This window comes from Rhodoferax sp., assembly GCF_013297935.1.
GTDB lineage: Bacteria > Pseudomonadota > Gammaproteobacteria > Burkholderiales > Burkholderiaceae_C > Allorhodoferax.
Genome location: NZ_JAAFIX010000004.1, coordinates 191,308 through 215,923, shown reverse-complemented (window position 1 = coordinate 215,923; position 24,616 = coordinate 191,308). Strand labels below are relative to the sequence as shown.

Below are 24,616 nucleotides of genomic sequence, written 5' to 3'. Positions count from 1 at the left end.
ACCCCCACATGCTTTAAGCCGGGGTGCTGGTGGCTAGCGCTGCGGGCTCACGGCGGGCGGTAGCCGCGCTGCCCGCGGCGGCACCCATGATGCACACAATCGCCCACCATTGCGGCACTGTGAGCTGCTCATGGAGAAACAACAAGCCCAGCAAGGCCGCCACCGCTGGCTCCATGCTGGTCATGATGCCGAAGGCCTCTTGCGGCAGGCGCTTCAAAGCCACCATCTCCAGCGAGATAGGAATGGCGCTGGAGATCGCAGCCACCACCAGCCCGATCAGCAAAGTGTGTGGCTCCAGCAGGGCAGCGCCCGCGTGCCAGACGCCAAAGGGCACCACCGTCATGGCCGCCACGGTGAGACCCAGCGCCACCGAGTGGCCCGCATGCAAGTGCCCCACCCGCTTGCCGAACACGATGTAAGCCCCCCAGAATGCGGCGGCAGCCAGTGCATAGAGCACACCGGTCACGTCGAGCGACTGCACATCGCCACCGAAAGGCAGCAGCAAACCCAGCCCCGCAATCGCCAATGCCAGCCACACAAAGTCCACCGGCTTTCGCGACGAGTACAGCGCTACCGCCAAGGGCCCGGAAAACTCAATCGCCACCGCAATACCAAACGGAATGGTGCGCAGCGACATGTAGAACAATAAGTTCATGAGCCCCAGCGCCACGCCATAGCGCAGCAGCGACATGCGGTCAGCAGGCGAGAGTGCCCAGCGCCAGGGCCGCCACAGCAACAGCAATATCACCGCCGAAAACCCCACCCGCAAGGCCGTGGTGCCCAGGGAGCCCACCACTGGAAACAACTGTTTGGCCAATGACGTGCCCAGCCCCAAGGCAGTGACAGAGCCCAAAACTGCCAGCAACGGCAGCACATGATGAAAACGATGTGACGACATGCCTTGACGATAACCGCTCCAACTCAGGTATAAACCCGTCTCCCAAATTGAAAACCAAGGCCCGCGCCATGACTGCCCTGCTCGACTGCATCGAACTCGAATCCGCCCCCCACCCTACCGCCGCCGTCATCTGGATGCACGGGCTGGGCGCTACCAGCGATGACTTTGCAGGCCTGGTGCCCGAGCTGGACCTGGAGGGCTGCCAGCCCATTCGCTTTGTGTTTCCGCAGGCACCCAGCATCCCGATCAGCATCAACGGCGGCTACGTCATGCCCGGCTGGTACGACCTGTACGGCATGGACCTGGTGAGCAAGCAGGATGCAGCGGGCATTCAGCGCTCTGAGGCCGCCATTGCGGCGCTGGTGGAGCGCGAAGTGGCGCGTGGCATTGCGGCGGAGCGCATTGTGCTGGCGGGCTTCAGCCAGGGCTGCGCTATGGCCCTGCACACCGGGCTGCGCCTGCCGCACAAGATTGCCGGCGTCATGGCCTTGTCGGGTTACCTGCCGCTGGCAGACCGCTTTGCCGCCGAGCGCCACACCGCCAACGCCACCACCCCCATCTTCATGGCCCACGGCACCCAGGACCCGGTGGTGATCTTGAAGCGCGGTGAAGACTCGCGCGATGCGCTGGCCGCCCTGGGCCACCCCGTGCAGTGGCACACCTACCCCATGCCACACAGCGTGCACCCGCGTGAGGTGGCCGACATTGCGGCGTTTCTGAAACAAGTGTTGCCCGCGTGATGGAGACTGCTCACCCTCTGGTGCTCGGCATTGACTTCGGCACCTCGAATTCCGCCTGCGCACTGATTGACGCGCAAGGCGCGTTGCAAGTAATCCCGCTGGACGGTGCCAAGTCAGAAATGCCGACCGCACTGTTTTTTGCCAGCGAAACCCACACCGTGCTCTATGGCGCAGAGGCCATGCAGGCTTACCTGAATGGCACCGAAGGCCGGCTGCTGCGCTCGCTCAAAAGCCTGCTGGGCAGTGGCCTGATGGACGAGTACACCGCGGTGGGCGACAAGAGCATCCGCTTCTTTGACATCGTGGTGCTGTTCTTTAAAGAGCTCAAGCGCCGCTGCGAAGCCCATGTGGGCCAGCCCCTGACCCACGCCATGTTGGGCCGCCCGGTGCACTTTGTGGACGACAACGCTGAGCGCGACCTGCTGGCCCAAGAGACGCTGGGCCGTGCCGCCACAGAGGCCGGCTTCACCCACATCGCTTACCAGCTCGAACCCATTGCCGCCGCGCTGGACTACGAGCAGCGCGTGGCCACCGAAACCACCGCACTCGTGGTGGACATTGGCGGCGGCACCTCGGACTTTACGGTCATCCGCCTGAACCCCGAGCGCAGCGCGCAGGGCGACCGCACGGCAGACATTCTGGCCACCACCGGCGTGCACATTGGCGGCACCGACTTTGACCGCTTGCTGGACCTTGCCACCGTGATGCCCTACTTGGGCTACAAGCACGTGGGCACCGGCGGGCGCATTGTGCCCAACAGCGTGTTTTTTGACCTGAGCACCTGGCACCTGATTCATCAGGCGTACACCCGCAAGTCCATGCACTTTGCCAAAGAGCTGTGGACGGACTACACCGACCAGGCCCTGCACCGCCGCCTGATGGACGCGCTGGAAGAGCAGCACGGCCACCGCATGCTCGCCAGTGTGGAGGCGGCCAAGATTGCCTGCTCCATCAGCGGTGACAGTGCGTTGGTGGACCTCGACTTTCTGGACCGCCGCCTGGCCCCCACCGTGGACGCGGTGAACATGGAAAGCGCCTTGCACTCCTCGCTGGCGCAGGTGGTGCAGTGCGCCCAGGACTGCGTGGCCGCAGCCGGGCTGCAAGCGGTGGACGCGGTGTACCTCACCGGCGGTTCGTCCGCACTGCGCACCCTGATCGAGGCGCTGCGCCAAGCCATGCCCGAAGCCACGCTGGTAGAAGGCAACCGTTTTGGCGGTGTAGCCGCCGGGCTGGCGTGGGCGGGGGCAGTACACCCGTATTGATTTGCTACTGACTTGCTACTGATCTGCTTTTGATTTAGTAGCTACTCGCGGACACTCCACAAGGGCTGGGTGCACTTTTGATGCTCATTGGGCCGACTCCCCCAAAGCCGCCTGTAGCATCTCAATAAACACCCGCGTCTTGGGCGGCATGAGCTTGCGACCGGGGAAGACGGCGGATACGGGCATGCGGGGAAAACACCAGTCGGGCAGGATGCGCACCAAGGCATGGCGGCGCACATCGGGCTGGGCAAACACGTCGGGGACTGCGCCTATGCCAGCGCCCGCCAACACCATGCGCAGCAGCAGGTCGGGTGCGTTGGCGGCAAACCGGCCGGGCGGTAGCGCAGTCCACTCTTGATCGCCATTTACCAAGCGCCAGGGCACGGGCTCCCCGTTGCCGCCCAGCAAGCGCACCACCTGGTGCTGCAGTAGGTCTTGCGGCGCTTGCGGTGTGCCGTGTTCCGCCAGGTACCGGGGCGAGGCATACAACCCGGTGGACATCAGGCGCAAGCGCCGTGCAGCGAGCAGGCTGTCGTCCGGCAAAGCGCCGATGCGCAAGGCCACGTCAAAACCTTCGCCCAACAGGTCTACGCGTCGGGCCGACAGGTCCAGCTCCAGCGAAATGTCGGGGTACATGGCCACAAATGCCCCCAGCATGTCGGCCAGCAACAAGTTGGCAATGTCTGAGGGCATGGAGACGCGCAGTCGCCCGGTGGGCGTGGCCTGGCGGCGCTCGCTCAGGGCGGCTACGGCCTCGACCTCCAGCACCACTTGCCGTGCGTGCTCCAACAGTTGCTGGCCGAACTCGGTGAGGGTCTGGCGGCGGGTGGTGCGCAGCAGCAAGCGCTCGCCCAAGCGCTGCTCCAGCGCCGCAAGCCGGCGCGACACGCTGGACTTGGGCAAGCCCACCTTGTCGGCCGCGCGGCTAAAGCTGCCCAGCTCGGCCACACGGGCAAAGATGAGCAAGTCATTCGGATCTATAGCCGTAGTGTGGAGCGCGCTAGATTGTTCCATAGGGACAACAATCATATCCATTCCAAGGGATTCTCCGGCCGATTGATGAGGAATACAGTTCACCCATCGCAAACAACTTCTCCCTTGAAAGGAAACCCTCATGTCCTCCAGCCACACTTCCAATACCGCCCAAAACGCAATCAACCTCGCAGGTCGCGTACTCCTGGCCGCCCTGTTTCTGCCCGCCGGCATCAGTAAGCTGACCGGCTTTGAAGGCACCGTGGGCTACATCGCCTCCGTCGGTTTGCCACTGCCTGCGGTGGGCGCTGTGCTGGCACTGCTGGTTGAAATTGTCGGCAGCGTGGCGCTGATTGCAGGCTTCGGCACCCGCATCGCCGCTGTGGTGTTGGCGGCGTTCACGCTGGTGGCCAGCTTCTTCTTTCACGCGTTTTGGGCGGTGCCTGCTGACCAAGTGATGGTGGTGCAGTTGCTGTTCTTCAAGAACGTGGCTGTGGTCGGTGGCTTGTTGGCCCTGGCTGCCAACGGTGCTGGTGGCTGGAGCTTGGACGCTCGCCGCGCTTAAGGAGCTCCCATGACCGTTCAACACTCTCGCACCATCGAGCGCCTAGTGGCCGGTCAGGCCACCTCGGATGGCGCGGGCGTCAAGCTCACCCGGGTGTTGACGCAAAACTTGCAGCACCGCCTCGACCCCTTCCTGATGCTGGATGCATTCGGCAGCGACAACCCGGACGACTACCTTGCAGGCTTCCCCGAGCATCCGCACCGCGGATTTGAGACCGTGTCTTACATGCTCAGTGGGCGCATGCGCCACCGCGACAGCGCCGGCCACGAAGGCCTGGTGACCGACGGCGGCGTGCAGTGGATGACCGCTGGGCGCGGCGTGATCCACTCCGAGATCCCGCAGCAGACCGAAGGCCGCATGGAAGGCTTTCAGCTTTGGCTGAACCTGCACAGCAGCGAAAAGATGGGCGCGCCGTGGTACCGCGACATCCAGGCCACCGACCTACCCACGGTAACTAGCGACCAAGGCGTGCAAGTGACCGTGATCGCCGGCGAAAGCCAGGGCACCGCAGGTGCCGTGCAGCGCGAAAAAACCCAGCCGCTGTACCTCGATGTGCACATGCCCGCGGGCAGCAGTTTCAGCCAGGCGCTAGCCGCCACGCACAACGCGTTCATCTATGTGTACCGTGGCGAGGTGCAGGTGGGCGAAAAGACTGTGCCCACCCAACGCATGGCGATCTTCACGAACGATGCCGCCAGCGACGGCGTGACCATCACTACCAGCGCGGATGCCAAGTTGCTATTGATTGCTGGCAAGCCCCTGAAAGAGCCCATCGTGCAATACGGCCCCTTCGTCATGAACTCGCAGCAGGAGATTTACCAGGCGCTGAGTGATTTCCGGGATGGGGTTTTGGGCACCCCGTCAGCCGCCTGAATGACTCTTTGCCCTAAGCTTGGGCCATGACTGACGCCAAACGCTCCGCTACGACGCCCCCCATCGTCAACCTCGCCCTCCAAGGCGGGGGCTCGCATGGGGCGTTCACCTGGGGCGTGCTGGACGCTTTGCTGGAAGATGGTCGCTTGGACTTTGAGGGCATCAGCGGCACCAGTGCCGGCGCCATGAATGCGGTGGCACTGGCCCATGGCTTTGCGCAAGCTGAAGGCGCACCGCCTGCGGCGGCCCGGGACAGCGCCCGGCAGTCGCTGGCCGACTTTTGGGAGGGCGTGGTCAGCATGGGCGCGCTCAGCAACACACTGGCCGGGGCGCACAAGGTGCCGTTCGATTTGCTGTTCGGCGGGCTCTCCGCCCTGACCGGCTCGGCATCGCCCAGCCAGATTCTCTCGGACGCGGTCACCAGTTTCTGGACGCAGGCAGTGTCCCCCTACCAAAGCAACCCGCTGGACATCAACCCCCTACGCACCTTCCTGGAGCGGCAAATAGACTTTGAGCGCCTGGCCGCCTACCAGCCGCTCAAGGTGTTTGTGGTGGCCACCCAAGTGCGCAGTGGCAAAGCCGAGATTTTTTCGGGCAAGCGACTTACTGCCGATGCAGTCATGGCCTCGGCCTGCCTGCCCACGGTGTTTCAGGCGGTAGAGATCGAAGGCGAGCACTACTGGGATGGTGGCTACGCCGGTAACCCCGCCATTCACCCGCTGATTTACGAATGCACCAGCCCCGATGTGCTGCTGGTGCAGATCAACCCCATCCACCGCAACGCATTGCCCACCACGGCGGCGGGCATTCTGGACCGGCTCAATGAAATCACTTTCAACTCGGCGCTCATGGCAGAGATGCGCGCCATCGACTTTGTGAAGCGCCTGCTGGTCGAAGGCAAGTTGGACCCGGCTCGCTACAAAAATGTGTTGATGCACCGTATCGATGGCGGCGGCGCGCTGGAGGAGTACCCCGCCTCCAGCAAATCGGACACCGACTCCAAATTGATACACACGCTGCGGGACCTCGGGCGAACATGTGCAAAGCGCTGGCTGCGCAAGCACATTGCATCGATAGGTGTGGAGTGCAGCATCAACATCGCCGCCGACTACCTGGATGACTTGCGGGTACCGCCTGCTGCTTAGGCCTCAGATCTCAAAACTGATGTCAGCACTGGGTTGAAACTCAGTTAACCACACGTCTAACGCTTCAGAGTCCATAGGACGGGCCAAATGGAAGCCCTGAACGGCATCACAGCCCATGGCCCGCAAACGCAGCAACTGCTCTGCCGTTTCGACACCTTCAGCGGTTACGTACATGTTTAACGCTTGGCCCAACTCGACCACGGTTTTGACAACTCGCTCCGCCGTTTCGCTCGAATCGATATCCGTGACAAAAGACCGGTCAATCTTCAATTCTTGAATCGGAAACTTGCGCAAGTACCCGAGCGAAGAGTAGCCCGTGCCGAAGTCATCTAATGCGATACCCACGCCAATACCCAGTAGATCGGCAAACAAAAAATCACTTCGATCAGCGTCGTTCATCAACAGGGACTCAGTGAGTTCAATCTGCAACCATTTCGCTGGCAAGGAAGCTGCATCCAACATTCCTGCAATGTCCGCCACCAGCCCGGATTGGCGCAATTGATAAGCCGACACGTTGACCGAGACCACCTTGGGGCAACCTGCATCCAACCAATGCTTTGCTTGTTGAATAGCGGTCTTCAGCACCCAGAGGCCCACTTGTACGATGCGGCCCGTTTCTTCGAGGCGGTCGATAAAGTCCCCGGGCATCACGATTCCTCGCTCCGGACTCACCCATCGCAACAAAGCCTCAACGCCCAGAATCTTTCCCGTTGTCAGGTCCAACTTGGGCTGATAGACCAGCGCATATTCATTGTTTTCGAGCGCGGTATGCAGCGCGTACTCCAATTGCAACTTCTCCGTGGCCCGGGTATTCAAGTCCGGTGTGTAGAACTGAACGTTGTTGCGTCCTGAATCTTTGGCCTGGTACATCGCACTATCTGCGAGTTTCAGCAGGTCCTCCAGATTGTCTGCATCCTGCGGGAACAGTGAAACGCCGATGCTCGTGGAAATACGCAGATGTTGGCCTTCGATGTGAAACGGATTCGCCAAAGATGCCAACATCTTTTCGCCAATCAAGCGGACGTTGTCCACGGAATGTATGCCGCCCAGGACAGCGGTGAATTCGTCACCCCCCATTCGTGCGACGGTGTCGGACTCGCGTACACACTGACGCAGGCGTTTCGCCACCAAAATCAGTAACTCATCGCCCACACTGTGCCCTAAGCTGTCGTTAATACCCTTGAAGCGATCCAGATCCAGGAACAGAACAGCAGTGATCGTCCCGTCTGCGCGCGAAGCCTCAGTGGCCGTCAATATCCGATTGCGAAACAGCTGGCGATTGGGTAGCCCTGTGAGGGTGTCGTGAAAGGCGGTGTGCTTCAGCTGTTGCTGAGAAGCTTTGCGCTCGGTGACGTCATGAAAAACCATCACTGCGCCGATGGCCCGACCGTCAGAGTGGAGGATAGGCGCTGCAGAATCTTCAATGTGGAACTCTTGACCATCGCCACGGCGAACCAACACCGTATGGTTTTCCATTTCCACGATCTGAAGGCTTTGTAAGCACTCCTTGATGGGATTCACTGCGGGAGCCCGACTTTCCTCCTGGACGATGAAAAAAACCTCGTCCATCAAGAGGCCTTGCGCCTCTTCCGTGGTCCATCCCGTCAAAGACTCAGCGACCGGATTGAGATACTGCACGCGCATCTCTGAATCTGTGGTGATGACAGCATCGCCGATAGACCGGAGCGTTATCAGAGCCCGCTCTTTCTCTTCTTGCAGCTTCTCGATGGCCTGACGCAAAGCACTCAGCAATACGCCACGCATAAACCACAAAAGCAAACCAGAAAACACCAGACTTCCCACCGCTACCGAAGCCGATTCCAACCAAACATGCCGCACAGAACGAGTGACCGCAACGCTTCCGATGGGACTTTCCGGGTCTCCAATTAGAACGAGCTCAGTCAATCTTGGAGCATCCAGTTCTTGTGCGCTTTGCTCCAAAAGCAATTGACCGCTAGCCGAGAACACCGAGCGCCGCTCCTCGTCATCGTCCACATCGTTTTCAGAAGAAAAAAGTTCTTGGAGCAAGCTGAGGTCGGTGCTCCAACTGTCCGGCTGCTGGGTCGATAAGGCCAACACCGACTGCGCATTGAGGAGCGCTTCAGTCCGCAGAGTCCGCGCATCAACATCCATCGCCCATTCGAAATACAAGGCAGGCGGAAGAACAAACACCACGCCACAGATCACCAAAGACGCAGTGGACAACAAGCGTAACGATGTGGCCAGACTGAGTTGTTTAGCACCGAGCCAATTTTCATTATTCATGCTGAGGGCGGTTCCATGCGTTTCAAGATAGAAGTGGAGTTGCGCATCAACGCATAGTAGCGCGTGCTCCGCCAGTTCCGGACGCTTTTGACGAAGCAGTTACCGTCCTTCCCCCAACAAAAAGGCCCCGCTCCGCGCTGGGGGACAGCGCCGGGCAGGGCCGAAAGCTCCGGCAGTCACGCCGGGGCCATCACCTAGTCATGATCACGCAAGGTCGAAGCGGTCCAGGCTCATCACCTTGGTCCAGGCGGCCACAAAGTCACGCACAAACTTTTCCTGCGCGTCGTGGGTGGCATACACCTCGGCCAATGCCCGCAACTGCGAGTTAGAGCCAAAGACCAGGTCGACCACCGTGCCGGTCCATTTCACGGCGCCTGTGGTGCGGTCGCGGCCCTCCAACACACCCTCGGTGGCGGACTTGCTCCATGCGGTGCGCATGTCGAGCAGGTTCACAAAGAAGTCGTTACTCAAGGTACCGGGGCGCCCGGTGAACACGCCATGCTGCGCCTGGCCCACGTTGGCATTCAGGGCGCGCAGGCCACCGAGCAGCACCGTCATCTCGGGTGCGCTCAGGGTGAGCAGTTGCGCCTTGTCGAGCAACAACTCGGCGGCCACGCCTTCGAGCCCTTGGTGGGTGTAGTTGCGGAAGCCATCGGCCACCGGCTCCAGCACCTGGTAGGCGTCCACATCGGTTTGTGCCTGGGTGGCATCCATGCGGCCGGGGTTGAAAGGCACGGTCACCACTTGACCCGCTTGCTGCGCGGCGGCTTCCACCGCCGCGCTACCGGCCAACACAATCAAGTCCGCCAGCGAGATCTTCTTGCCGCCGGTTTGCGCGGCGTTAAAGGCTTGCTGAATGGCTTCGAGCTTGCCCAACACCTTGGCCAGCTGCGCGGGCTGGTTGGCCGCCCAGTCTTTGGCGGGGGCCAGGCGGATGCGGGCACCATTCGCACCACCGCGCTTGTCGCTGCCCCGGAAAGTAGACGCTGACGCCCACGCGGTGCCCACCAACTCCGGGGTGCTCAGGCCAGAAGCCAGCACCTGCGCTTTGAGGGCGGCCACGTCGGCCGCATCCACCAGTGCGTGGTCCAACGCCGGAATCGGGTCTTGCCAACCCAGCACTTCGGCAGGTACCAGCTTGCCGAGGTAGCGGGCACGGGGGCCCATGTCGCGGTGGGTCAGCTTGAACCAGGCACGGGCAAAGGCGTCCGCAAACTCGGCCGGATTCTGGTGGAAGCGGCGCGAGATTTTTTCGTACGCCGGGTCCATGCGCAGCGACATGTCGGCGGTGGTCATCATGGGCGCGTGCTTTTTGGACGGGTCATGCGCGTCCGGAATCATGTGCTCAGGTCTAACGTTCTGGGCCACCCACTGGTGCGCTCCGGACGGGCTCTTGGTGAGGGCCCACTCGTAGCCGAACAACATGTCGAAGTAGCCGTTGTCCCAAGTTGTGGGGTTGGGCTTCCAGGCGCCTTCAATTCCGCTGGTCGTGGTATCCACACCTTTGCCGCTGCCCAACTTATTGATCCAGCCAAAGCCTTGCGCTTCAATGCCTGCCGCCTCCGGCTCAGGGCCCACCAAGGTGGGGTCGCCTGCGCCGTGCGCCTTGCCGAAGGTGTGGCCGCCGGCTACCAGGGCTACGGTTTCCTCGTCGTTCATGGCCATGCGGGCAAAGGTTTCGCGCACATCGCGGCCACTGGCCACGGGGTCGGGCTTGCCGTCCGGGCCTTCCGGGTTCACATAGATCAGCCCCATTTGCACGGCAGCCAGAGGGCTCTCTAACTTGCGGTCCCCGGTGTAGCGGCTGTTTTCCTTGTCGCTGGTCGCCAGCCACGCTTTTTCAGCACCCCAGTAAATGTCTTGCTCAGGTTCCCAGATGTCCTCGCGGCCACCGGCAAAGCCAAAGGTCTTGAAGCCCATGGATTCGAGCGCCACGTTGCCCGCCAGAATGAACAAGTCTGCCCACGACAGCTTGCGGCCGTATTTCTGCTTGATAGGCCAAAGCAGGCGGCGCGCTTTGTCGAGGTTGCCGTTGTCAGGCCAGCTGTTGAGCGGGGCAAAGCGCTGGTTGCCGGTGCCGGCACCGCCGCGACCGTCGGTCGTTCGGTAGGTGCCTGCAGCGTGCCAGGCCATGCGCACCATCAGGCCGCCGTAGTGGCCCCAGTCGGCAGGCCACCAGTCTTGGGAGTCTGTCATCAGTGCCGTCAGGTCTTGCACCACAGCGTCGAGATCGAGCGACTTGAATTCTTCGGCGTAGTTGAAGTCTTCGCCCATCGGGTTGGAGGCGGGAGCATGCTGGTGCAGGATGCCCAACTTGAGTTGGTTAGGCCACCAGTCAGCGTTCGACGGAGCCGCCGCGCGGGTATTGGTGCTGCGCGCAGCATGGGGAAAGGGGCATTTGGATTCAGTGGTCATGCAAGTCTCCTGGGACAGGTTGGGAATCAATCTGTGTTGCAGTTTAGTTTTTGCCTATCAAAAGTACCAATTGGATTGCCCAATATCACCGATAGGGATTTTTATTGCCGGCGCGCTGCATACACTCCCCACATCCTCTACTGACTGAGTCCACCTTGCAAGCCTTGCTTTCCACCATCGCCACGATGGAACTCCCCCCCGATGCCTGCCGCCTGTTCCATGGCCGGGGCGGTCTACACCCCGGTTGCGAGCAGTGGTCGCTGGACTGGTATGCCCCCGTGCTGGTGCTCACCAGTTTCAAGCCCGTGGAAGAAGACACCCTGGCCACACTGGGCGCCGCTTTGGCCGCCCGCTATGAGGTGCTGGCGCCCGGCGAAGCCCTGAACTGGGTGTACCAATGCCGCGCCGAGGGCCAGGCCGACACCCGCCTGATGGCGGGCGCGGTACCCGACTCCCATGTCGTCACCGAAGCGGGGGCGAAGTACAAGGTCCACGTGCTGCGGGGGCAGAACCACGGCTTGTTTCTGGACATGGCCCAGGGCCGGCGCTGGGTGCGCGACTACGTGGCGGCACACCCCAAGACCTATGCATTCCGGGTGCTGAACCTGTTTGCCTACACCTGCTCGTTTTCGGTCGTGGCGCTGCAGGCGGGCGCGCGGCATGTGGTGAATGTGGACATGAGCCAGGGCGCGCTGGCCACCGGGCAGCAAAACCACCGGCTCAACGGCATCGAGAGCGGTGTGAGTTTTCTGGGGCACGATATTTTCAAAACCTGGGGCAAGATCACCCGCGGCGGCCCCTATGACCTGGTGGTGCTGGACCCGCCCAGCTACCAAAAGGGCAGCTTTGTCGCCACCAAAGACTACGCCCGTCTGGTGCGCCGCCTGCCGGAGCTGCTGGCCCCCGGTGGTCACGCACTGGTGTGCCTGAACGCACCGGAGCTCGACACCGCGTTTCTGAAAAACCATGTGCAAGAGCAGGCACCGGCGCTGGAGTTTGTCCAGCGCCTGCCCAACCCCGCGGCCTTTGCAGACAGTGCGCCGGAGCGGGCACTCAAAGTGCTCGTGTACCGCTTACCGGAACACAGCGACAAAGGGGCTGGCGAGCCCTAATCAAAGATCTCGTGCAGCCACGACTTTTTGCGCCCCTGCGGGTAGCGCTTGTGCTCGTGGTAGTCCGAGTCCTCGAAATCGCGGTGCCGTGGAGGCGGCGCCGCACGTGAGGCCGGCATCGCACTCGCTGCGGGCGAGCCGGCGGCTTTGTCGAGCAGCTTGTCGAGCTCGCCACGGTCAAGCCAGATGCCGCGGCAAGTCGGGCAATAGTCAATCTCCACTCCTTGGCGGTCGGTCATGACCAGGGTGCTATCGGGGCAATGGGGGCATTTCATAGGAGGCTCCTGCGTTAGAGAGCAGCGTCAGGCTGCGAGAAGGCCACGGCCTGGCGCCTGCGCACTGGCTTGCTCTGGCGCTGCAAGGTGCGTGTGAGCGCACGAACCAGGCGGTCCAGGCCTTCGTCCAAGGCGGAGCGCCAGTCGCTGGCCAGGGTCGAAATCACCAGCACGCCGGATTTGTCGGTTTTCACCTCCAGCAGGCAGTGCTTGTCCACACCGCCGCGGGGGCCGTTGATGTCGGTAAACATGACCCGCGCGCGGGGAATCGCCGCGCCCAGTCGGCGCAAGGCAAAGCGCACCCGGGCGTGCGCTTCTTCGCGCAAAGTGGTCTCCGTAGCCTGGCGGGATTCAACGATAACGTGCATAGAAATTTCTCCGTGCTGTGAATGAGCCTCCACCTTAGGGCCGCAGACATTCTGTAAAAAGCAGATAATTTCTGATCCAAATTCCTGTAAATACAGAACATGAGCACCACTTTCAATTACAAGCACCTCTACTACTTCTGGGTGGTCGCTAAAGAAGGCGGCATGTCGCGGGCCGCGGACAAGCTCGACATGGCGGTGCAAACCGTGAGCGCGCAAGTGCGCGAGCTGGAGCGCTCACTGGGCTACGCCTTGCTCAAACCCGCAGGCCGCGGGCTGGTGCTCACCGATGCCGGCCTGACGGCCATGCAGCTGGCAGACCAGATTTTCCAAATCGGTGAAAACCTGCCGGAGCGGGTGCGCGAGTCGGCCAGCGCGCCTTCCATGCGCTTGGCGGTGGGCATATCTGATGGATTGCCCAAATTGGTGGCGCGGCGGCTTTTGCAACCCGTGATCAGCGAACCTACGCTGCGCTTGATTTGCCACGAGGGTGAGCTCGACGACTTGCTGGGCGACCTGGCCCTGCACCGCCTGGATGTGGTGTTTTCGGATCGACCGGCCCCGGCCAACCCCAACATCAAGCTCTACAGCCACGCCATGGGGCAGTCGCCCATGGCCTGGTACGGCACGCCGGCCCTGGTGCGGGGCGCTGCCCGCCAGTTCCCGCAGTGCCTGGCCAGCACCCCCGTGTTGCTACCCACCGCCCACACAGCCGTGCGCGCCCGCCTGGACCACTGGTTTGAACAGCAGGGCATCCGGCCGCGCATCGTGGGGGAGTTTGAAGACAGTGCGCTGCTCAACACCTTTGGCGCCAGCGGCATGGGGATTTTTCCGGCGGCCGAATGGGCTGAAGAAGACCTGCTGGCCCACTACGGCGTGAAACGACTCGCGGCCTGCGAGGGGGTGGCGGAGCATTTCTTCGCCGTGGGCACTGAAAAGAGGGTGCAACACCCGCTGGTACAACGCGTGTTGCAGGGAATTGCGTGAAACCTTCAGTTTTTTACAGAATGTTCTTCTCATAAGCACTGGTTTTTAATGGTTCTTTTTCCCCGTAATCTCCGCTTGTCATTCATTTTTCAGGAGATCGACATGAAAAGACTTCTTTCCGTCCTTGCGGTAGTGTTCTCGCTGGGCATTGCCAGCGTTTCTGTGGACGCCGAAGCGGCCAAGCGGCTGGGCGGCGGCAAGTCCATGGGCACCCAGCGGCAAGCCACCCAAGACAAAGCGCCTGCAGCCCCCACCGCACAAAACGCGGCACCGGCCGCCGGTGCAGGCGCAGCTGCAGCTTCCAAACCCTCTTGGATGGGGCCAGTCGCTGGTATCGCAGCGGGCCTGGGTATCGCCGCATTGGCATCGCACTTCGGTTTTGGCGATGAGCTGGCGTCCATGATGACCATGGCCCTGGTGGCATTTGCCGTCATGGCGGTCATCGGCTTCATTTTGCGCAAGCGGGCCATGGCACGCCAAGGCGGTATGGCCGGTGCAGGTGGCTTGATGCCAGCCGGCGCGTCGGCTGGCCAAGGTGGTGCAGGAATGCCCCAACAGGCCTACAAAATGGCGACACCAGCAGCGTCCGGCATGGGCGGTTCGTCCTCCGGCTCGTTGATCGGTGCCGACATTGGTGGCCAGCCCGTAGCGGCTGCCATTCCAGCTGACTTTGACCGTGCTGCCTTCGAGCGCAATGCCAAAGTGAACTTCATCCGTTTGCAAGCTGCCTACGACGCTGGCAACCTCGATGACATCCGTGAGTTCACCACGCCAGAAATGTTCGCGGAAATCAAGCTCGACTTTGCAGAGCGCGAAACCTCGGCACAGCCTGGCGAAGTGGTCCGCATCGACACCACCGTGCTTGAAGTGGCGGAAGAAGCCCAGCGCTATGTAGTGAGCGTCAAGTTCACCGGCTTCATCCGCTTCGGCGCAGGTTCCGACGACGAAACCTTCGACGAAATCTGGCACCTCACTAAGTCCCGCCAAGGCCAAGGCGGTTGGGTGTTGGCTGGTATCCAGCAAGCCTGATGAACCTGGAGCATTACCTGCCGGTCCTGCTGTTTATTGCAGTGGGAATTGCAGTGGGGGTGCTCCCCCAGCTGGCGGGGTACCTTCTGGGTCCCAACCGGCCGGACCCCGCCAAGGGCTCAGCCTACGAATGTGGGTTTGAGCCCTTTGGCGATGCGCGCATGCAATTCAACGTGCGCTTCTATCTGGTTGCCATCCTCTTCATTATTTTTGACCTGGAAATTGCCTTCCTGTTTCCTTGGGCGCTGGCTCTCAAGGACATCGGGTTTCCCGGCTTCATGGCCGGCATGGTGTTCCTCGGCATTCTGTGTATCGGTTTTGCCTATGAGTGGGCCAAAGGAGCGATGGACTGGGAAGATTAACGGCCGGCAAAGTGATTAACATCCGCGCATGCCTGCCGCTCCTGCACCCCGTTTCCCCGTCGGCGCGACCCTTCTCCTGCTCCTAGCGGGCACACCACTGCTCTGGGCCTTGGGCAGCACCTTCACCGATTGGGCGCAGACCGCCGCCTGGGCCGCACTCTGGCAGCACCCGCAAACCCTGCCCGCACTGGGCATGACGCTCTGGACCGGGCTTTGTGCCACCTTGATCTCGACCGGAATCACGGCTTTCATGCTGGGGCGCTGGCTTGCCGCACCCGGGACCGGGCATCTGTCTGGCGATTGGGCCCGTTGGCTCTCACCCTTGCTCTCTGTGCCCCATGCAGCATTTGCCATCGGCATGGTGGCGTTGATCGCACCCGGCGGCTGGCTGTTGCGCCTGGTGTCTCCTTGGCCCAGCGGGCTGGAGTTGCCCCCCGCATGGTCAACCACCCAGGACCCGTGGGGCTTGGGGCTGATCGCCGCGCTGGTGCTCAAAGAAATACCGTTTCTGCTCTGGGCCGCCTGGGCCCATGTGCAGCAACCCGGTGTGCAGGCGCAATTGCGGCAATCCCTGCGCCTTGCCGCCCTCTGGGGCTACACCGATGCGCAGGCTTGGTGGCGCATCGGCTGGCCGCAGCTGGTGCGCGCCCTCCGGGCCCCCTTGTTGGCGGTGCTGGCCTACAGCCTCACGGTGGTAGATATGGCGCTCATCATCGGCCCCACCACCCCGCCTACCTTGGCCATGTTGACGTGGCAATGGCTGCAAGACGCCGACCCGGCGACCAACGCCGTGGGCGCAAGTGCCGCTTGGCTGCTCACCTTGCTCCTGCTGGTGACGGCGGCTGGCTGGGCCGGGTGGCGGGCCTGGCCGCTATGGCGTCAACGCCAGGTGCGCGGAGTCCGCTTCTCTCCCGGGGTCAGCAAGGCGGCCAAGCCTTCGGCATCACGCCGCCCCTTGTCGGTGTTGCTGGGCATTTACGCCGCGGTGCTCGGCGCGCTGGCACTGGGTAGCGTTTCGGGGCCGTGGCCGTTTCCGAAGCTGCTGCCTGAGGTGTGGACCCTGCAGGCCTGGACCGGTGTGTTGCAGAGCAGCGGCACGGTCTGGACGACCTTGGGCCTCGGGCTGTGCAGTGCGGCGGCCGCGCTGGTCTGGGTGGTCGCCTGGCTGGAATGGGTGCCACCCCGCTGGCAGCAGCGCCTGCGCCCTCTTTGGATGTTGCCTTTGGTGCTGCCAGCTGTGCTCTGGGTGGTGGGCCTGCACCGGCTCAGCATCGCCTGGGGTCTGGACGGCCGGGCCATAGGCCTCTGGTTAGCCCACACCTTGAGTGCACTGCCCTATGTGCTGATCGCACTGCAAGGCCCCTATGGCGCGGTCGATGGGCGACTGGCCCGGGTAAGTGCCACCCTCGGGCGCAGCCGCGCCGCCTTTTTGTGGCACGTGAAGTGGCCTTTGCTGCGCAGCGCGCTGGCTGCAGCGCTTGCCGTGGGCTTTGCGGTGAGCGTGGCGCAGTATTTGCCCACCTTGTACGTGGGCGCCGGGCGGTTTCAGACAGTCACCACCGAGGCAGTAACACTAGCCTCCGGCGGCCAGCGCGCCCTGACCGCCGCCTTCGCCTGGTTGCAGTGGCTGTTGCCGATGCTGATGTTCGGCCTGGCCGCCTGGTGGGGCCGCCCGCGGCGCTGGCCTGCGGCGGCACAATAAAGCCATGACTTCGCCCCCCTCTCTGCCCCTGCCCCAAGACCCGGCCGAGCCCCGACACTGGCACCAGATCGCCCATGCTCCGGCGCCCGGGGCGGTGCTGGGCCAGCGCAACACCCTGCCCGACGGCAGTGCCACGCTGCATGAGCTGGCTTCCGGCAGTGACACGGCCTCGGCCCCCGGGGCTGTGTTCCGCTACCTCTTGCTGCGCAGCGGCAGCGGGGTCCTGGCGTTTGTGAACCGTTGCGCCCATTTCGGCGTGCCGCTGGCCGCGCGCCAGGACTTGCTGCAATTCGTACCCCATAAGCGCATCACTTGCAATGTGCACTACGCCCACTACCGCTGGAGCGATGGCCTGTGCACCTCCGGCGATTGCGAGGGGGAGTCGCTGCTGCCCATCCCGGTGGTGGTGGAGGCCGACGGCACGGTGCGGGTCGCCTCATGAGCCTCGATATTCACATAGACCGCCTCGCCAGCCCCGCGGGTCTGCTGGTGCAAAAGCTCCACCTGCACCTGCCGGCAGGCACCGTGCACACCCTGATGGGCCCCAGCGGCTGCGGCAAAAGCAGTGTGCTGGCCGCCGTGTGCGGCACCCTGGAGGCCGGCATGCAATGGGAAGGCCGCATCAACCTGAACAGTGAGCGCATCGACACGCTCCCGGTACGCGCCCGCCGCGTCGGTCTGCTGTTTCAGGACGACCTGCTGTTCGCCCACATGACCGTCCGCGAAAACCTGCTATTTGCCGTGCCCGCCGGCGCGCGCGCTGAGCGCGAAGACGCAGTGCAAGCCGCCCTGCGCGATGTAGAAATGCAAGACCACCTGCACGCCGACCCCGCCCGCCTTTCCGGCGGACAGCGGGCCCGTGTGGCCCTGGCCCGCGCGCTCCTGGCGCAACCCAGAGCCCTGCTGCTCGACGAGCCCTTCTCCAAACTCGACGCGGCGCTGCGCGGGCGCATGCGTGCGCTGGTCTTCGGCCTGGTGGCCCGGCGCGCCATACCTGCCCTGCTGGTCACCCACGATGCGGCAGATATCGCGGACACCGCGCACCTCACCCTGCTCGGCTCAGAGCCTGCTGTGTAAGAAACAGTGCACGTGAGCGACCAAGGGAAAAGCCAAGCCCCCTTAGACTCGCCCCATGCACAACCCACTCCCACACCTCTGGCAACGCGCTTCCTGGTGCGGCTTGCTGACCCTCGCCCTGACGGCGGGCCTGGCAGGCGGCGCCGCAGCGCAGTCGGCCACCGCAACCGCGGAGGACACCGGCACGGCGCTGGGCAAGGGCAACCGCCTGCAGCTGCCTGCCACCTACGCCAACGGGCAGCGCTTCGCGGCCAGCGCCCTCGACGGCAATGTGACCGTGGCATTTTTCTGGAACAGCAACTGCGCCGTCTGCCGCGACAGCCTGCCTGAGCTGCGCGCCAACCTGGCCGGTTGGAAAACCAAGCCCTTCAGCCTGCTGCTGGTGAACCTGGACCGCAAAGCCAGCGACTGGCAGACCTACGAAAAGCTAGTCAACCAGACTCAGATGAACGCCAAAGGCCTGCTCTCGGTGCGCCTGGACGGTGAGCTGCCCGCCGGCACCCGCCTCCCGCTGACCCTGCTGATCGACACCAGGGGCCAGATAGTGCAGCGCTTTGAAGGCCGCCTCGCCCCCGAGGTGTGGGACAGCGTGGCCGACCTGCTGCCCTGACCCGCCATGCTCGACCGATTCGCGACCCCCTTGTTGCGCCCGCCCCTGCGGGCCGTGGCACGCGTGCTGGTGCGCGCCGGCGTCGGAGCCAACACCGTCACCTTGACGGGCTTTGGCGTCGGCATGTTTGCTGCAATTTTGATAGCTACCGGCGCATATTTTGCGGGGGCTATAGCCCTTTTAGGCTCTAGATTGCTCGATGGACTGGACGGCGCCGTCGCCCGCGAAACACAGCCCACAGACGCAGGCGGATTCCTCGACATTTCGCTGGACTTTGTGTTTTACGCCAGCATTCCATTGGCGTTTGCAGTGGCCAACCCGGCCGGGCACGCGCTACCTGCCGCCGCCTTGCTGGCCGCATTTATTGGCACTGGCAGCAGCTTTCTGGCTTTTGCCGCCCTCGCGGCCAAGCGCGGCATGGACAACCTGGCCTACCCCGACAAATCGTTTTATTTTTTGGGCGGGCTGACCGAGGCCACCGAGACGCTGGCCTTCTTTGTGGCCATGTGCCTGTGGCCTGCGCATTTCGCGCCACTGGCCTACACCTTTGCGGCGCTCTGTGCCGTGACCACCGCCACCCGCATTTGGTGGGGATGGCGCGCATTTTCTTGAAAGGGTTGCCATGAAGGCTTCCAAATGGTTGGTAGTGGGCGTGGTGGCATTGGCCATTGCCGCGTTTGTGGCGCTGGACCTGGGGCGCTTTTTGAGCCTGGACGCTTTACGCCAAAGCCAGGCCGCTTTGGCTCAGTACTACGCCGAGAACCCGTGGACCCTGCGTGCGGCGTTTTTCGGGGTGTATGTGGCGGTGGCCTCCCTCTCCTTGCCCGGCGCGGCAATTCTGACTTTGGCCGGTGGTGGCGTCTTCGGGCTGGGCTGGGGGCTGCTGCTGGTGTCGTTTGCGTCCAGCATCGGCGCCACACTGTCGTTTCTGACCGCCCGTTTTGTGCTGCGCGATGTGGTGCAGGCCCGCTTCGGCGCCCGCCTGGCAGACATCAATGCCGGCGTGGCCCGCGACGGCGCGCTCTACCTCTTCAGCCTGCGCTTGATTCCGGTGGTGCCGTTTTTCGTGATCAACCTGCTCATGGGCCTGACTACCATGCGCACCCGCACGTTTTATTGGGTGAGCCAGCTCGGCATGTTGGCCGGCACGGCGGTGTATGTGAACGCCGGCACCCGGCTGGCAGAGCTGCAGTCGCTCAAAGACGTCGCCAGCCCCCAGCTGCTGGGTGCGTTTGTGCTGCTAGGCGTGTTTCCCTTGATCGCGAAGGCGCTGATGAATTTCATCCAACAACGCAAGGTGTACGCCCGCTGGAACACCGTGCGCCCCAAGACTTTTGACCGCAACCTGGTTGTCATCGGCGGTGGTGCGGGCGGGCTGGTGTCGGCCTATATTGCGGCCGCGGTCAAGGCCAAGGTCACGCTGGTGGAGGCCCACAAAATGGGCGGCGACTGCCTGAACTACGGCTGCGTGCCCAGCAAAGCCTTGATCAAAAGCGCCAAGCTCGCTCACCAGATGCAACATGCAGAGCGCTATGGTTTACATAGCGCATCGCGCATATCCGGCGAGGGCCAGAGCCTGTTTTCGTTCAAAACGGTGATGCAGCGCATTCACGAGGTGATTGCTGCCATCGAGCCGCACGACAGCGTGGAGCGCTACACCGGCCTCGGTGTTGAGGTGCTGCAGGGCTACGCCAAGATCATCAACCCCTGGACAGTAGAGATCGCGCTCAACGGCGGCGGCACACAGACGCTGACCACGCGCAGCATCGTCATCGCCGCCGGTGCGCGCCCCTTTGTGCCGCCCCTGCCCGGGCTGGACGCGGTGGGCTATGTCACCAGCGACACGCTGTGGGATGAATTTGCCAAGCTCGACGAAGTGCCAAAGCGCCTCGTGGTGCTGGGCGGCGGGCCGATTGGTTGCGAGCTGGCGCAGAGCTTTGCGCGGCTGGGCTCCGCCGTCACTCAGGTGGAAATGGCGCCGCGCATCATGGCGCGGGAAGACATGGAGGTGTCGGAACTTGCCGCGGCATCCCTGCGCGCCGATGGCGTGGACCTGCTCACCAGCCACAAGGCCTTGCGCTGCGAGTTGGTGGATGGCGAAAAGGTGCTGGTGGTGGAACACGCAGGCGTGGAGAAGCGCATTGCCTTCGACCAGCTGCTGTGTGCCGTGGGCCGCACGGCGCGGCTCACGGGCTATGGCCTCGAAGACTTGGGCATTCCCACCCACAAAACGGTGCACACCAATGAGTACCTGCAGACCATCTACCCCAACATTTTTGCGGCGGGCGATGTGGCCGGGCCCTACCAGTTCACCCATGTGGCGGCGCACCAGGCCTGGTATGCGGCAGTGAATGCGCTGTTCGGTGACTTCAAAAAGTTCAAGGCCGACTACTCGGTCATCCCGTGGGCCACCTTCATCGACCCCGAGGTGGCGCGCGTAGGCCTGAACGAGCAGGACGCCAAAGACCAAGGCATTGCTTACGAGGTCACCAAGTACGGCATTGACGACCTGGACCGCGCGATTGCGGACAGCGAGGCCCACGGCTTTGTGAAGGTGCTGACCGTGCCGGGCAAAGACAAGATTCTGGGCGTGACCATCGTCGGCACCCACGCGGGCGACCTACTGGCTGAGTACGTGCTGGCCATGAAACACGGGCTGGGCCTGAACAAGATTTTGGGCACCATCCACACCTACCCCACGCTAGCTGAAGCGAACAAATACGCGGCAGGTGAATGGAAGCGCGCGCACCAGCCCCACAAACTATTGGAGTGGGTGCGCAAGTTCCACGACTGGAAACGCGGCTGAAATAGTGCCCCCACGCTCCGCCGCTTTGCGGGTCGCAGCACAATTCACGCCTATGCAAACAAAAGCCACGCCCATCGTCAGAGACATCGTGTTGGTGGGCGGCGGCCACAGCCATGTGGTGGCGCTGCGCTACTTCGCCATGCACCCGCTGCCGGGTGTGCGCATCACCCTGATCTGCACCGACGCGCACACGCCCTACTCAGGCATGCTGCCGGGCTATGTGGCGGGGCACTACACGTATGACGAGGTGCACATTGACCTGTGCCGTTTGTGCGCAGCCACCGGCGCCCGGTTCATCCAGGCTGAAGTCATCGGCCTCGACCGCGAAGCCCGCACAGTGCAACTGCGCGGCCGGCCGGACATTGACTACGACGTGGTCTCCATCAACACCGGCTCCACCCCGCAAATGCGCGCGGTGGGGGCCCCGGAACACGCCGTGCCGGTCAAACCCATCACCGGCTTCAATCAGCGCTGGCTGCAGTTGCTGGACAAGGCAGCGCACGCCACGCGGCCGCTGTCGATTGCCATCGTGGGCGGTGGCGCGGGCGGGGTAGAACTGTGCCTGGCCATGCAGCACCGGCTGATGGCCGAGGCCCGCGCGGCAGGGCGCGGGGACTTGGCACCCCGGTTCCACCTGTTCACCTCCGACGGCCTGCTGCCCACCCACAACCCCGGCGTGCAGGCTCGTTTTGCCCAGGTGCTGGCGGCACGCGGCGTGCAAGTGCACTTGCAAACGCCGGTCGCAGAAGTGCAACCGGACCGCTTGCGCAGCGCGCAGGGCACGTGGTTTGAGGCCGACGAGGTGCTCTGGGTCACCCAAGCCGGTGGCGGTACTTGGCTGCAAACCATGGGCTTGGCGCTCACAGACAACCGTTGCATCCGCCTGCACGACACCCTGCAAAGCATCACCGACCCGCGCGTGTTTGCGGCGGGCGATGTGGCGGCCATGGAGAACTTTGCGCTGGAGAAGGCCGGTGTGTTTGCGGTGCGCATGGGCATGCCGCTGGCCATCAATTTGCAGCGCGCGGTGCAGGGCCTGCCCTTGCAGCCCTACCACCCGCAGCGCCGCTGGCTCGCGCTCATCAGCACCGGCGACCAATACGCCGTAGCCTCACGCGGCGCACTCGGCTTTGCAGGTGCTTGGGTCTGGCGCTGGAAGGACTGGATAGACCGCCGCTTTATGCAACGCTTCAGCGTGCAGGGCGCGAATGGGCTCGCCGGCCTCTCAAATATGACTCCGGCCAGGACATCCGCCAATGCATCCATTCAACTAAACGCTGATGAAGCCCAACAGGCGCAAGCCGCAGTCGCCATGCGCTGTGGCGGCTGTGGTGCCAAGGTGGGGGCCAGCGTGCTCTCGCGTGCCCTGCAAACCCTGTGGGTGCAACCCAACCCCGATGTGCTGCTGGGCCTGGACAGCCCGGACGACGCCGCCGTGGTGCGGGTGCCGCCAGGCAAAGCGCTGGTGCACAGCGTCGATTTTTTCCGGGCCTTCGTGGACGACCCCTATGTGTTCGGCCGCATAGCCGCCAACCACGCACTGGGCGACTTGTTTGCCATGGGCGCCCGGCCCCACACAGCCACTGCCATTGCCACCGTGCCGCCGGGCGTGGACCGGCAGGTAGAAGCCACCCTGCGCCAGATGATGCAGGGTGCCGTCGAGGTGCTCAACGCGGCGGGTTGCACGCTGGTCGGTGGGCACAGCGGCGAAGGCGCCGAGCTTGCGTTGGGCTTTGCAGTCAACGGCCTGGTAGATGTGGACGCCCACGGCCACCTGACCGGCGTGCTGCGCAAAAGCGGCATGCAGCCCGGCGATGTGCTGCTGCTCACCAAGCCGCTGGGCACCGGCGCCCTGTTTGCCGCCCACGGCCGCGCTGCCGCGACCGGCCGCTGGGTGCAGGCAGCACTGCGCAGCATGCAGCACAGCAACCAGGCCGCCGCCGCCGTGCTGCAGCAGCATGGCGCCACCGCCTGCACCGACGTAACCGGCTTCGGGCTGATTGGCCACACGGTAGAAATGGCCCGCCCCAGCGCTGTACAGGTGGTGCTGCAAGCTGACCAGCTGCCCCTGCTGGACGGCGCGCTGGAGTGTGTGCAGCAGGGCCTGCTCAGCTCCTTGCACAGCGCCAATGCGCGCCAACAACATGGCGTACACAACGCCGCCGAGGCCATGGCCCAGCCGCTATGGCCGCTGCTGGTAGACCCGCAAACAGCCGGTGGGCTGCTGGCCAGCGTGCCCGCCGACCAGGCCGCCGCGTGTCTGGCGGCACTGCACGCACAGGGCTACGACGCCGCGTGCGCCATCGGTCACGTACGCGCGGCGCACACTGGAGACGCGCCGGTTTATATAGAGGTGAAGCATGAGAAACGCTCCTGAATTGATAGCTGGTCGCGCATATTCTGTGTGGGCTACAGGCACTTTTTGCTTGCTTTTCATGCTCCTGGCCTGCGGGAGTGCCCGGGCGCAGACCAGCGGCTCCGAGCCGGCCGGTGTGCTGCAAAGCTGGGCCCACGCGGCAGACGGCACACCCCCGGCACCTTGGCGGGTGATCGGGCTGCCCGGCGGCAAAGTGCCTCTGCTCGCACCGGACATAGCTGCGCTGGACGGCCAGCAAGTGCTGCGCCTGCGCAGCGACAAGAGCTACGGCGCCCTCAGCCACGCGGTACCCGGCGGGAGCGAGGCGCGCTTTTTGCAATGGCAGTGGCGCCTGGACCAGCCGCTGGCGGGCGCCGATCTGCGCCGCAAAACTGGGGACGATGCGGCCCTGAAGGTCTGCGCTCTGTTTGACATGCCGCTGGAGAACATCCCTTTTGTGGAGCGCAACCTCTTGCGTCTGGCCCGCCGGGTGAGTGGCGAGGCGCTGCCCGGCGCCACCCTGTGCTACCTGTGGGACAGTGTTTTGCCGAGCGGCACGGCGCTCAACAACGCCTACACCGCTAGGGTGCGCTTGCGTGTGCTACGCGGCAGCGGCGAACCGCTAGGCCGCTGGGTGGCCCAGAAGCGGGACCTGCAGGCCGACTTCCTGGAAGCCTTCGGCAACGAAACCACCACCGTGCCGCCGCTGCTGGCCATCGTGGTGGGTGCGGATTCGGACAACTCGGGCGGCAGTAGCCTCGGATTTGTCAACGCCCTGCAGCTCATGAAACAATAGCACC

23 protein-coding genes are annotated in these 24,616 nt (G+C 63.5%); 17 read left to right on the top strand and 6 right to left on the bottom strand.

Features of this window, described 5'->3' with window-relative positions:
• Positions 1-13: 13 nt before the first annotated feature.
• On the bottom strand, positions 14-898 hold the full coding sequence (locus QZW03_RS08290; RefSeq protein ID WP_296509510.1) for a DMT family transporter: 885 nt from the start codon (positions 896-898) through the stop codon (positions 14-16).
• Positions 899-966: 68 nt separating this feature from the next.
• On the opposite strand from QZW03_RS08290, the gene QZW03_RS08285 reads away from it, so the two are divergent.
• A complete protein-coding gene (locus QZW03_RS08285; protein ID WP_296509509.1) occupies positions 967-1,638 on the top strand; it encodes a dienelactone hydrolase family protein in 672 nt (223 codons plus the stop codon).
• Positions 1,638-2,900 (top strand): Hsp70 family protein, encoded by a 1,263-nt coding sequence (locus tag QZW03_RS08280; protein WP_296509578.1) that lies wholly within the window; start codon positions 1,638-1,640, stop codon positions 2,898-2,900. The genes QZW03_RS08285 and QZW03_RS08280 overlap by 1 nt, the downstream gene beginning before the upstream one ends.
• Before the next feature lie 84 nt (positions 2,901-2,984).
• Here the strand turns inward: QZW03_RS08280 and QZW03_RS08275 are convergent, their stop codons facing one another.
• Positions 2,985-3,914: a LysR family transcriptional regulator gene (locus QZW03_RS08275; protein ID WP_296509508.1), complete on the bottom strand. Its 930-nt coding sequence runs from the start codon at positions 3,912-3,914 to the stop codon at positions 2,985-2,987.
• Between the two features lie 100 nt (positions 3,915-4,014).
• Between QZW03_RS08275 and QZW03_RS08270 the strand changes: the two genes are divergently transcribed.
• The 3 genes from QZW03_RS08270 to QZW03_RS08260 are packed head-to-tail and all read left to right on the top strand — an operon-like array spanning position 4,015 to position 6,455.
• On the top strand, positions 4,015-4,437 hold the full coding sequence (locus QZW03_RS08270; protein ID WP_296509507.1) for a DoxX family protein: 423 nt from the start codon (positions 4,015-4,017) through the stop codon (positions 4,435-4,437).
• Positions 4,438-4,446: 9 nt separating this feature from the next.
• A complete protein-coding gene (locus QZW03_RS08265; RefSeq protein ID WP_296509506.1) occupies positions 4,447-5,310 on the top strand; it encodes a pirin family protein in 864 nt (287 codons plus the stop codon).
• A gap of 26 nt (positions 5,311-5,336) precedes the next feature.
• On the top strand, positions 5,337-6,455 hold the full coding sequence (locus tag QZW03_RS08260) for a patatin-like phospholipase family protein (protein WP_296509505.1): 1,119 nt from the start codon (positions 5,337-5,339) through the stop codon (positions 6,453-6,455).
• A 3-nt stretch (positions 6,456-6,458) separates the two neighbouring features.
• Here QZW03_RS08260 and QZW03_RS08255 read toward each other — a convergent pair whose 3' ends face one another.
• Both QZW03_RS08255 and katG read right to left on the bottom strand, forming a co-directional pair.
• Positions 6,459-8,720 carry an EAL domain-containing protein gene (locus tag QZW03_RS08255; protein WP_296509504.1) on the bottom strand — a complete coding sequence of 754 codons (2,262 nt, stop codon included), beginning with the start codon at positions 8,718-8,720 and terminating at the stop codon, positions 6,459-6,461.
• Positions 8,721-8,924: 204 nt separating this feature from the next.
• Entirely contained in the window at positions 8,925-11,135 is a 2,211-nt protein-coding gene (katG, locus tag QZW03_RS08250) for a catalase/peroxidase HPI (RefSeq protein ID WP_296509503.1), read from the bottom strand.
• 155 nt (positions 11,136-11,290) lie between these two features.
• Here katG and QZW03_RS08245 point away from each other — a divergent pair, with 155 nt between their 5' ends.
• The gene (locus QZW03_RS08245) at positions 11,291-12,247 is read left to right on the top strand and encodes a class I SAM-dependent methyltransferase (protein ID WP_296509502.1); all 957 of its coding nucleotides are present in this window, start codon (positions 11,291-11,293) and stop codon (positions 12,245-12,247) included.
• On the opposite strand, the gene QZW03_RS08240 is transcribed toward QZW03_RS08245, so the two are convergent.
• Positions 12,244-12,522: a zf-TFIIB domain-containing protein gene (locus QZW03_RS08240; RefSeq protein ID WP_296509501.1), complete on the bottom strand. Its 279-nt coding sequence runs from the start codon at positions 12,520-12,522 to the stop codon at positions 12,244-12,246. The two genes, QZW03_RS08245 and QZW03_RS08240, sit on opposite strands and share 4 nt — an antisense overlap.
• A gap of 14 nt (positions 12,523-12,536) precedes the next feature.
• Positions 12,537-12,890, bottom strand: coding sequence for an HPF/RaiA family ribosome-associated protein (locus QZW03_RS08235; protein WP_296509500.1), 354 nt, complete (start codon positions 12,888-12,890; stop codon positions 12,537-12,539).
• Between the two features lie 99 nt (positions 12,891-12,989).
• Here QZW03_RS08235 and QZW03_RS08230 point away from each other — a divergent pair, with 99 nt between their 5' ends.
• From QZW03_RS08230 to QZW03_RS08180, 11 genes are all read left to right on the top strand, one after another.
• The gene (locus tag QZW03_RS08230; protein ID WP_296509499.1) at positions 12,990-13,874 is read left to right on the top strand and encodes a LysR family transcriptional regulator; all 885 of its coding nucleotides are present in this window, start codon (positions 12,990-12,992) and stop codon (positions 13,872-13,874) included.
• Between the two features lie 102 nt (positions 13,875-13,976).
• A complete protein-coding gene (locus QZW03_RS08225) occupies positions 13,977-14,903 on the top strand; it encodes a TIM44-like domain-containing protein (protein WP_296509498.1) in 927 nt (308 codons plus the stop codon).
• On the top strand, positions 14,903-15,265 hold the full coding sequence (locus QZW03_RS08220; protein ID WP_296509497.1) for an NADH-quinone oxidoreductase subunit A: 363 nt from the start codon (positions 14,903-14,905) through the stop codon (positions 15,263-15,265). Before QZW03_RS08225 ends, QZW03_RS08220 begins: the two co-directional genes overlap by 1 nt.
• Before the next feature lie 28 nt (positions 15,266-15,293).
• Positions 15,294-16,967 carry an ABC transporter permease gene (locus tag QZW03_RS08215; RefSeq protein WP_296509496.1) on the top strand — a complete coding sequence of 558 codons (1,674 nt, stop codon included), beginning with the start codon at positions 15,294-15,296 and terminating at the stop codon, positions 16,965-16,967.
• Positions 16,968-16,971: 4 nt separating this feature from the next.
• Positions 16,972-17,409: a Rieske 2Fe-2S domain-containing protein gene (locus QZW03_RS08210; protein WP_296509495.1), complete on the top strand. Its 438-nt coding sequence runs from the start codon at positions 16,972-16,974 to the stop codon at positions 17,407-17,409.
• Positions 17,406-18,044 carry an ATP-binding cassette domain-containing protein gene (locus QZW03_RS08205; RefSeq protein ID WP_296509494.1) on the top strand — a complete coding sequence of 213 codons (639 nt, stop codon included), beginning with the start codon at positions 17,406-17,408 and terminating at the stop codon, positions 18,042-18,044. Before QZW03_RS08210 ends, QZW03_RS08205 begins: the two co-directional genes overlap by 4 nt.
• A 55-nt stretch (positions 18,045-18,099) precedes the next feature.
• The gene (locus tag QZW03_RS08200) at positions 18,100-18,654 is read left to right on the top strand and encodes a redoxin domain-containing protein (protein ID WP_296509493.1); all 555 of its coding nucleotides are present in this window, start codon (positions 18,100-18,102) and stop codon (positions 18,652-18,654) included.
• 6 nt (positions 18,655-18,660) lie between these two features.
• The gene (locus tag QZW03_RS08195) at positions 18,661-19,266 is read left to right on the top strand and encodes a CDP-alcohol phosphatidyltransferase family protein (RefSeq protein WP_296509492.1); all 606 of its coding nucleotides are present in this window, start codon (positions 18,661-18,663) and stop codon (positions 19,264-19,266) included.
• Between the two features lie 10 nt (positions 19,267-19,276).
• A complete protein-coding gene (locus QZW03_RS08190; protein ID WP_296509491.1) occupies positions 19,277-21,460 on the top strand; it encodes a bifunctional TVP38/TMEM64 family protein/FAD-dependent oxidoreductase in 2,184 nt (727 codons plus the stop codon).
• Positions 21,461-21,512: 52 nt separating this feature from the next.
• On the top strand, positions 21,513-23,837 hold the full coding sequence (gene selD / locus QZW03_RS08185) for a selenide, water dikinase SelD (protein WP_296509490.1): 2,325 nt from the start codon (positions 21,513-21,515) through the stop codon (positions 23,835-23,837).
• Positions 23,821-24,612 (top strand): DUF3047 domain-containing protein, encoded by a 792-nt coding sequence (locus QZW03_RS08180; RefSeq protein ID WP_296509489.1) that lies wholly within the window; start codon positions 23,821-23,823, stop codon positions 24,610-24,612. The genes selD and QZW03_RS08180 overlap by 17 nt, the downstream gene beginning before the upstream one ends.
• Positions 24,613-24,616: the final 4 nt, after the last annotated feature.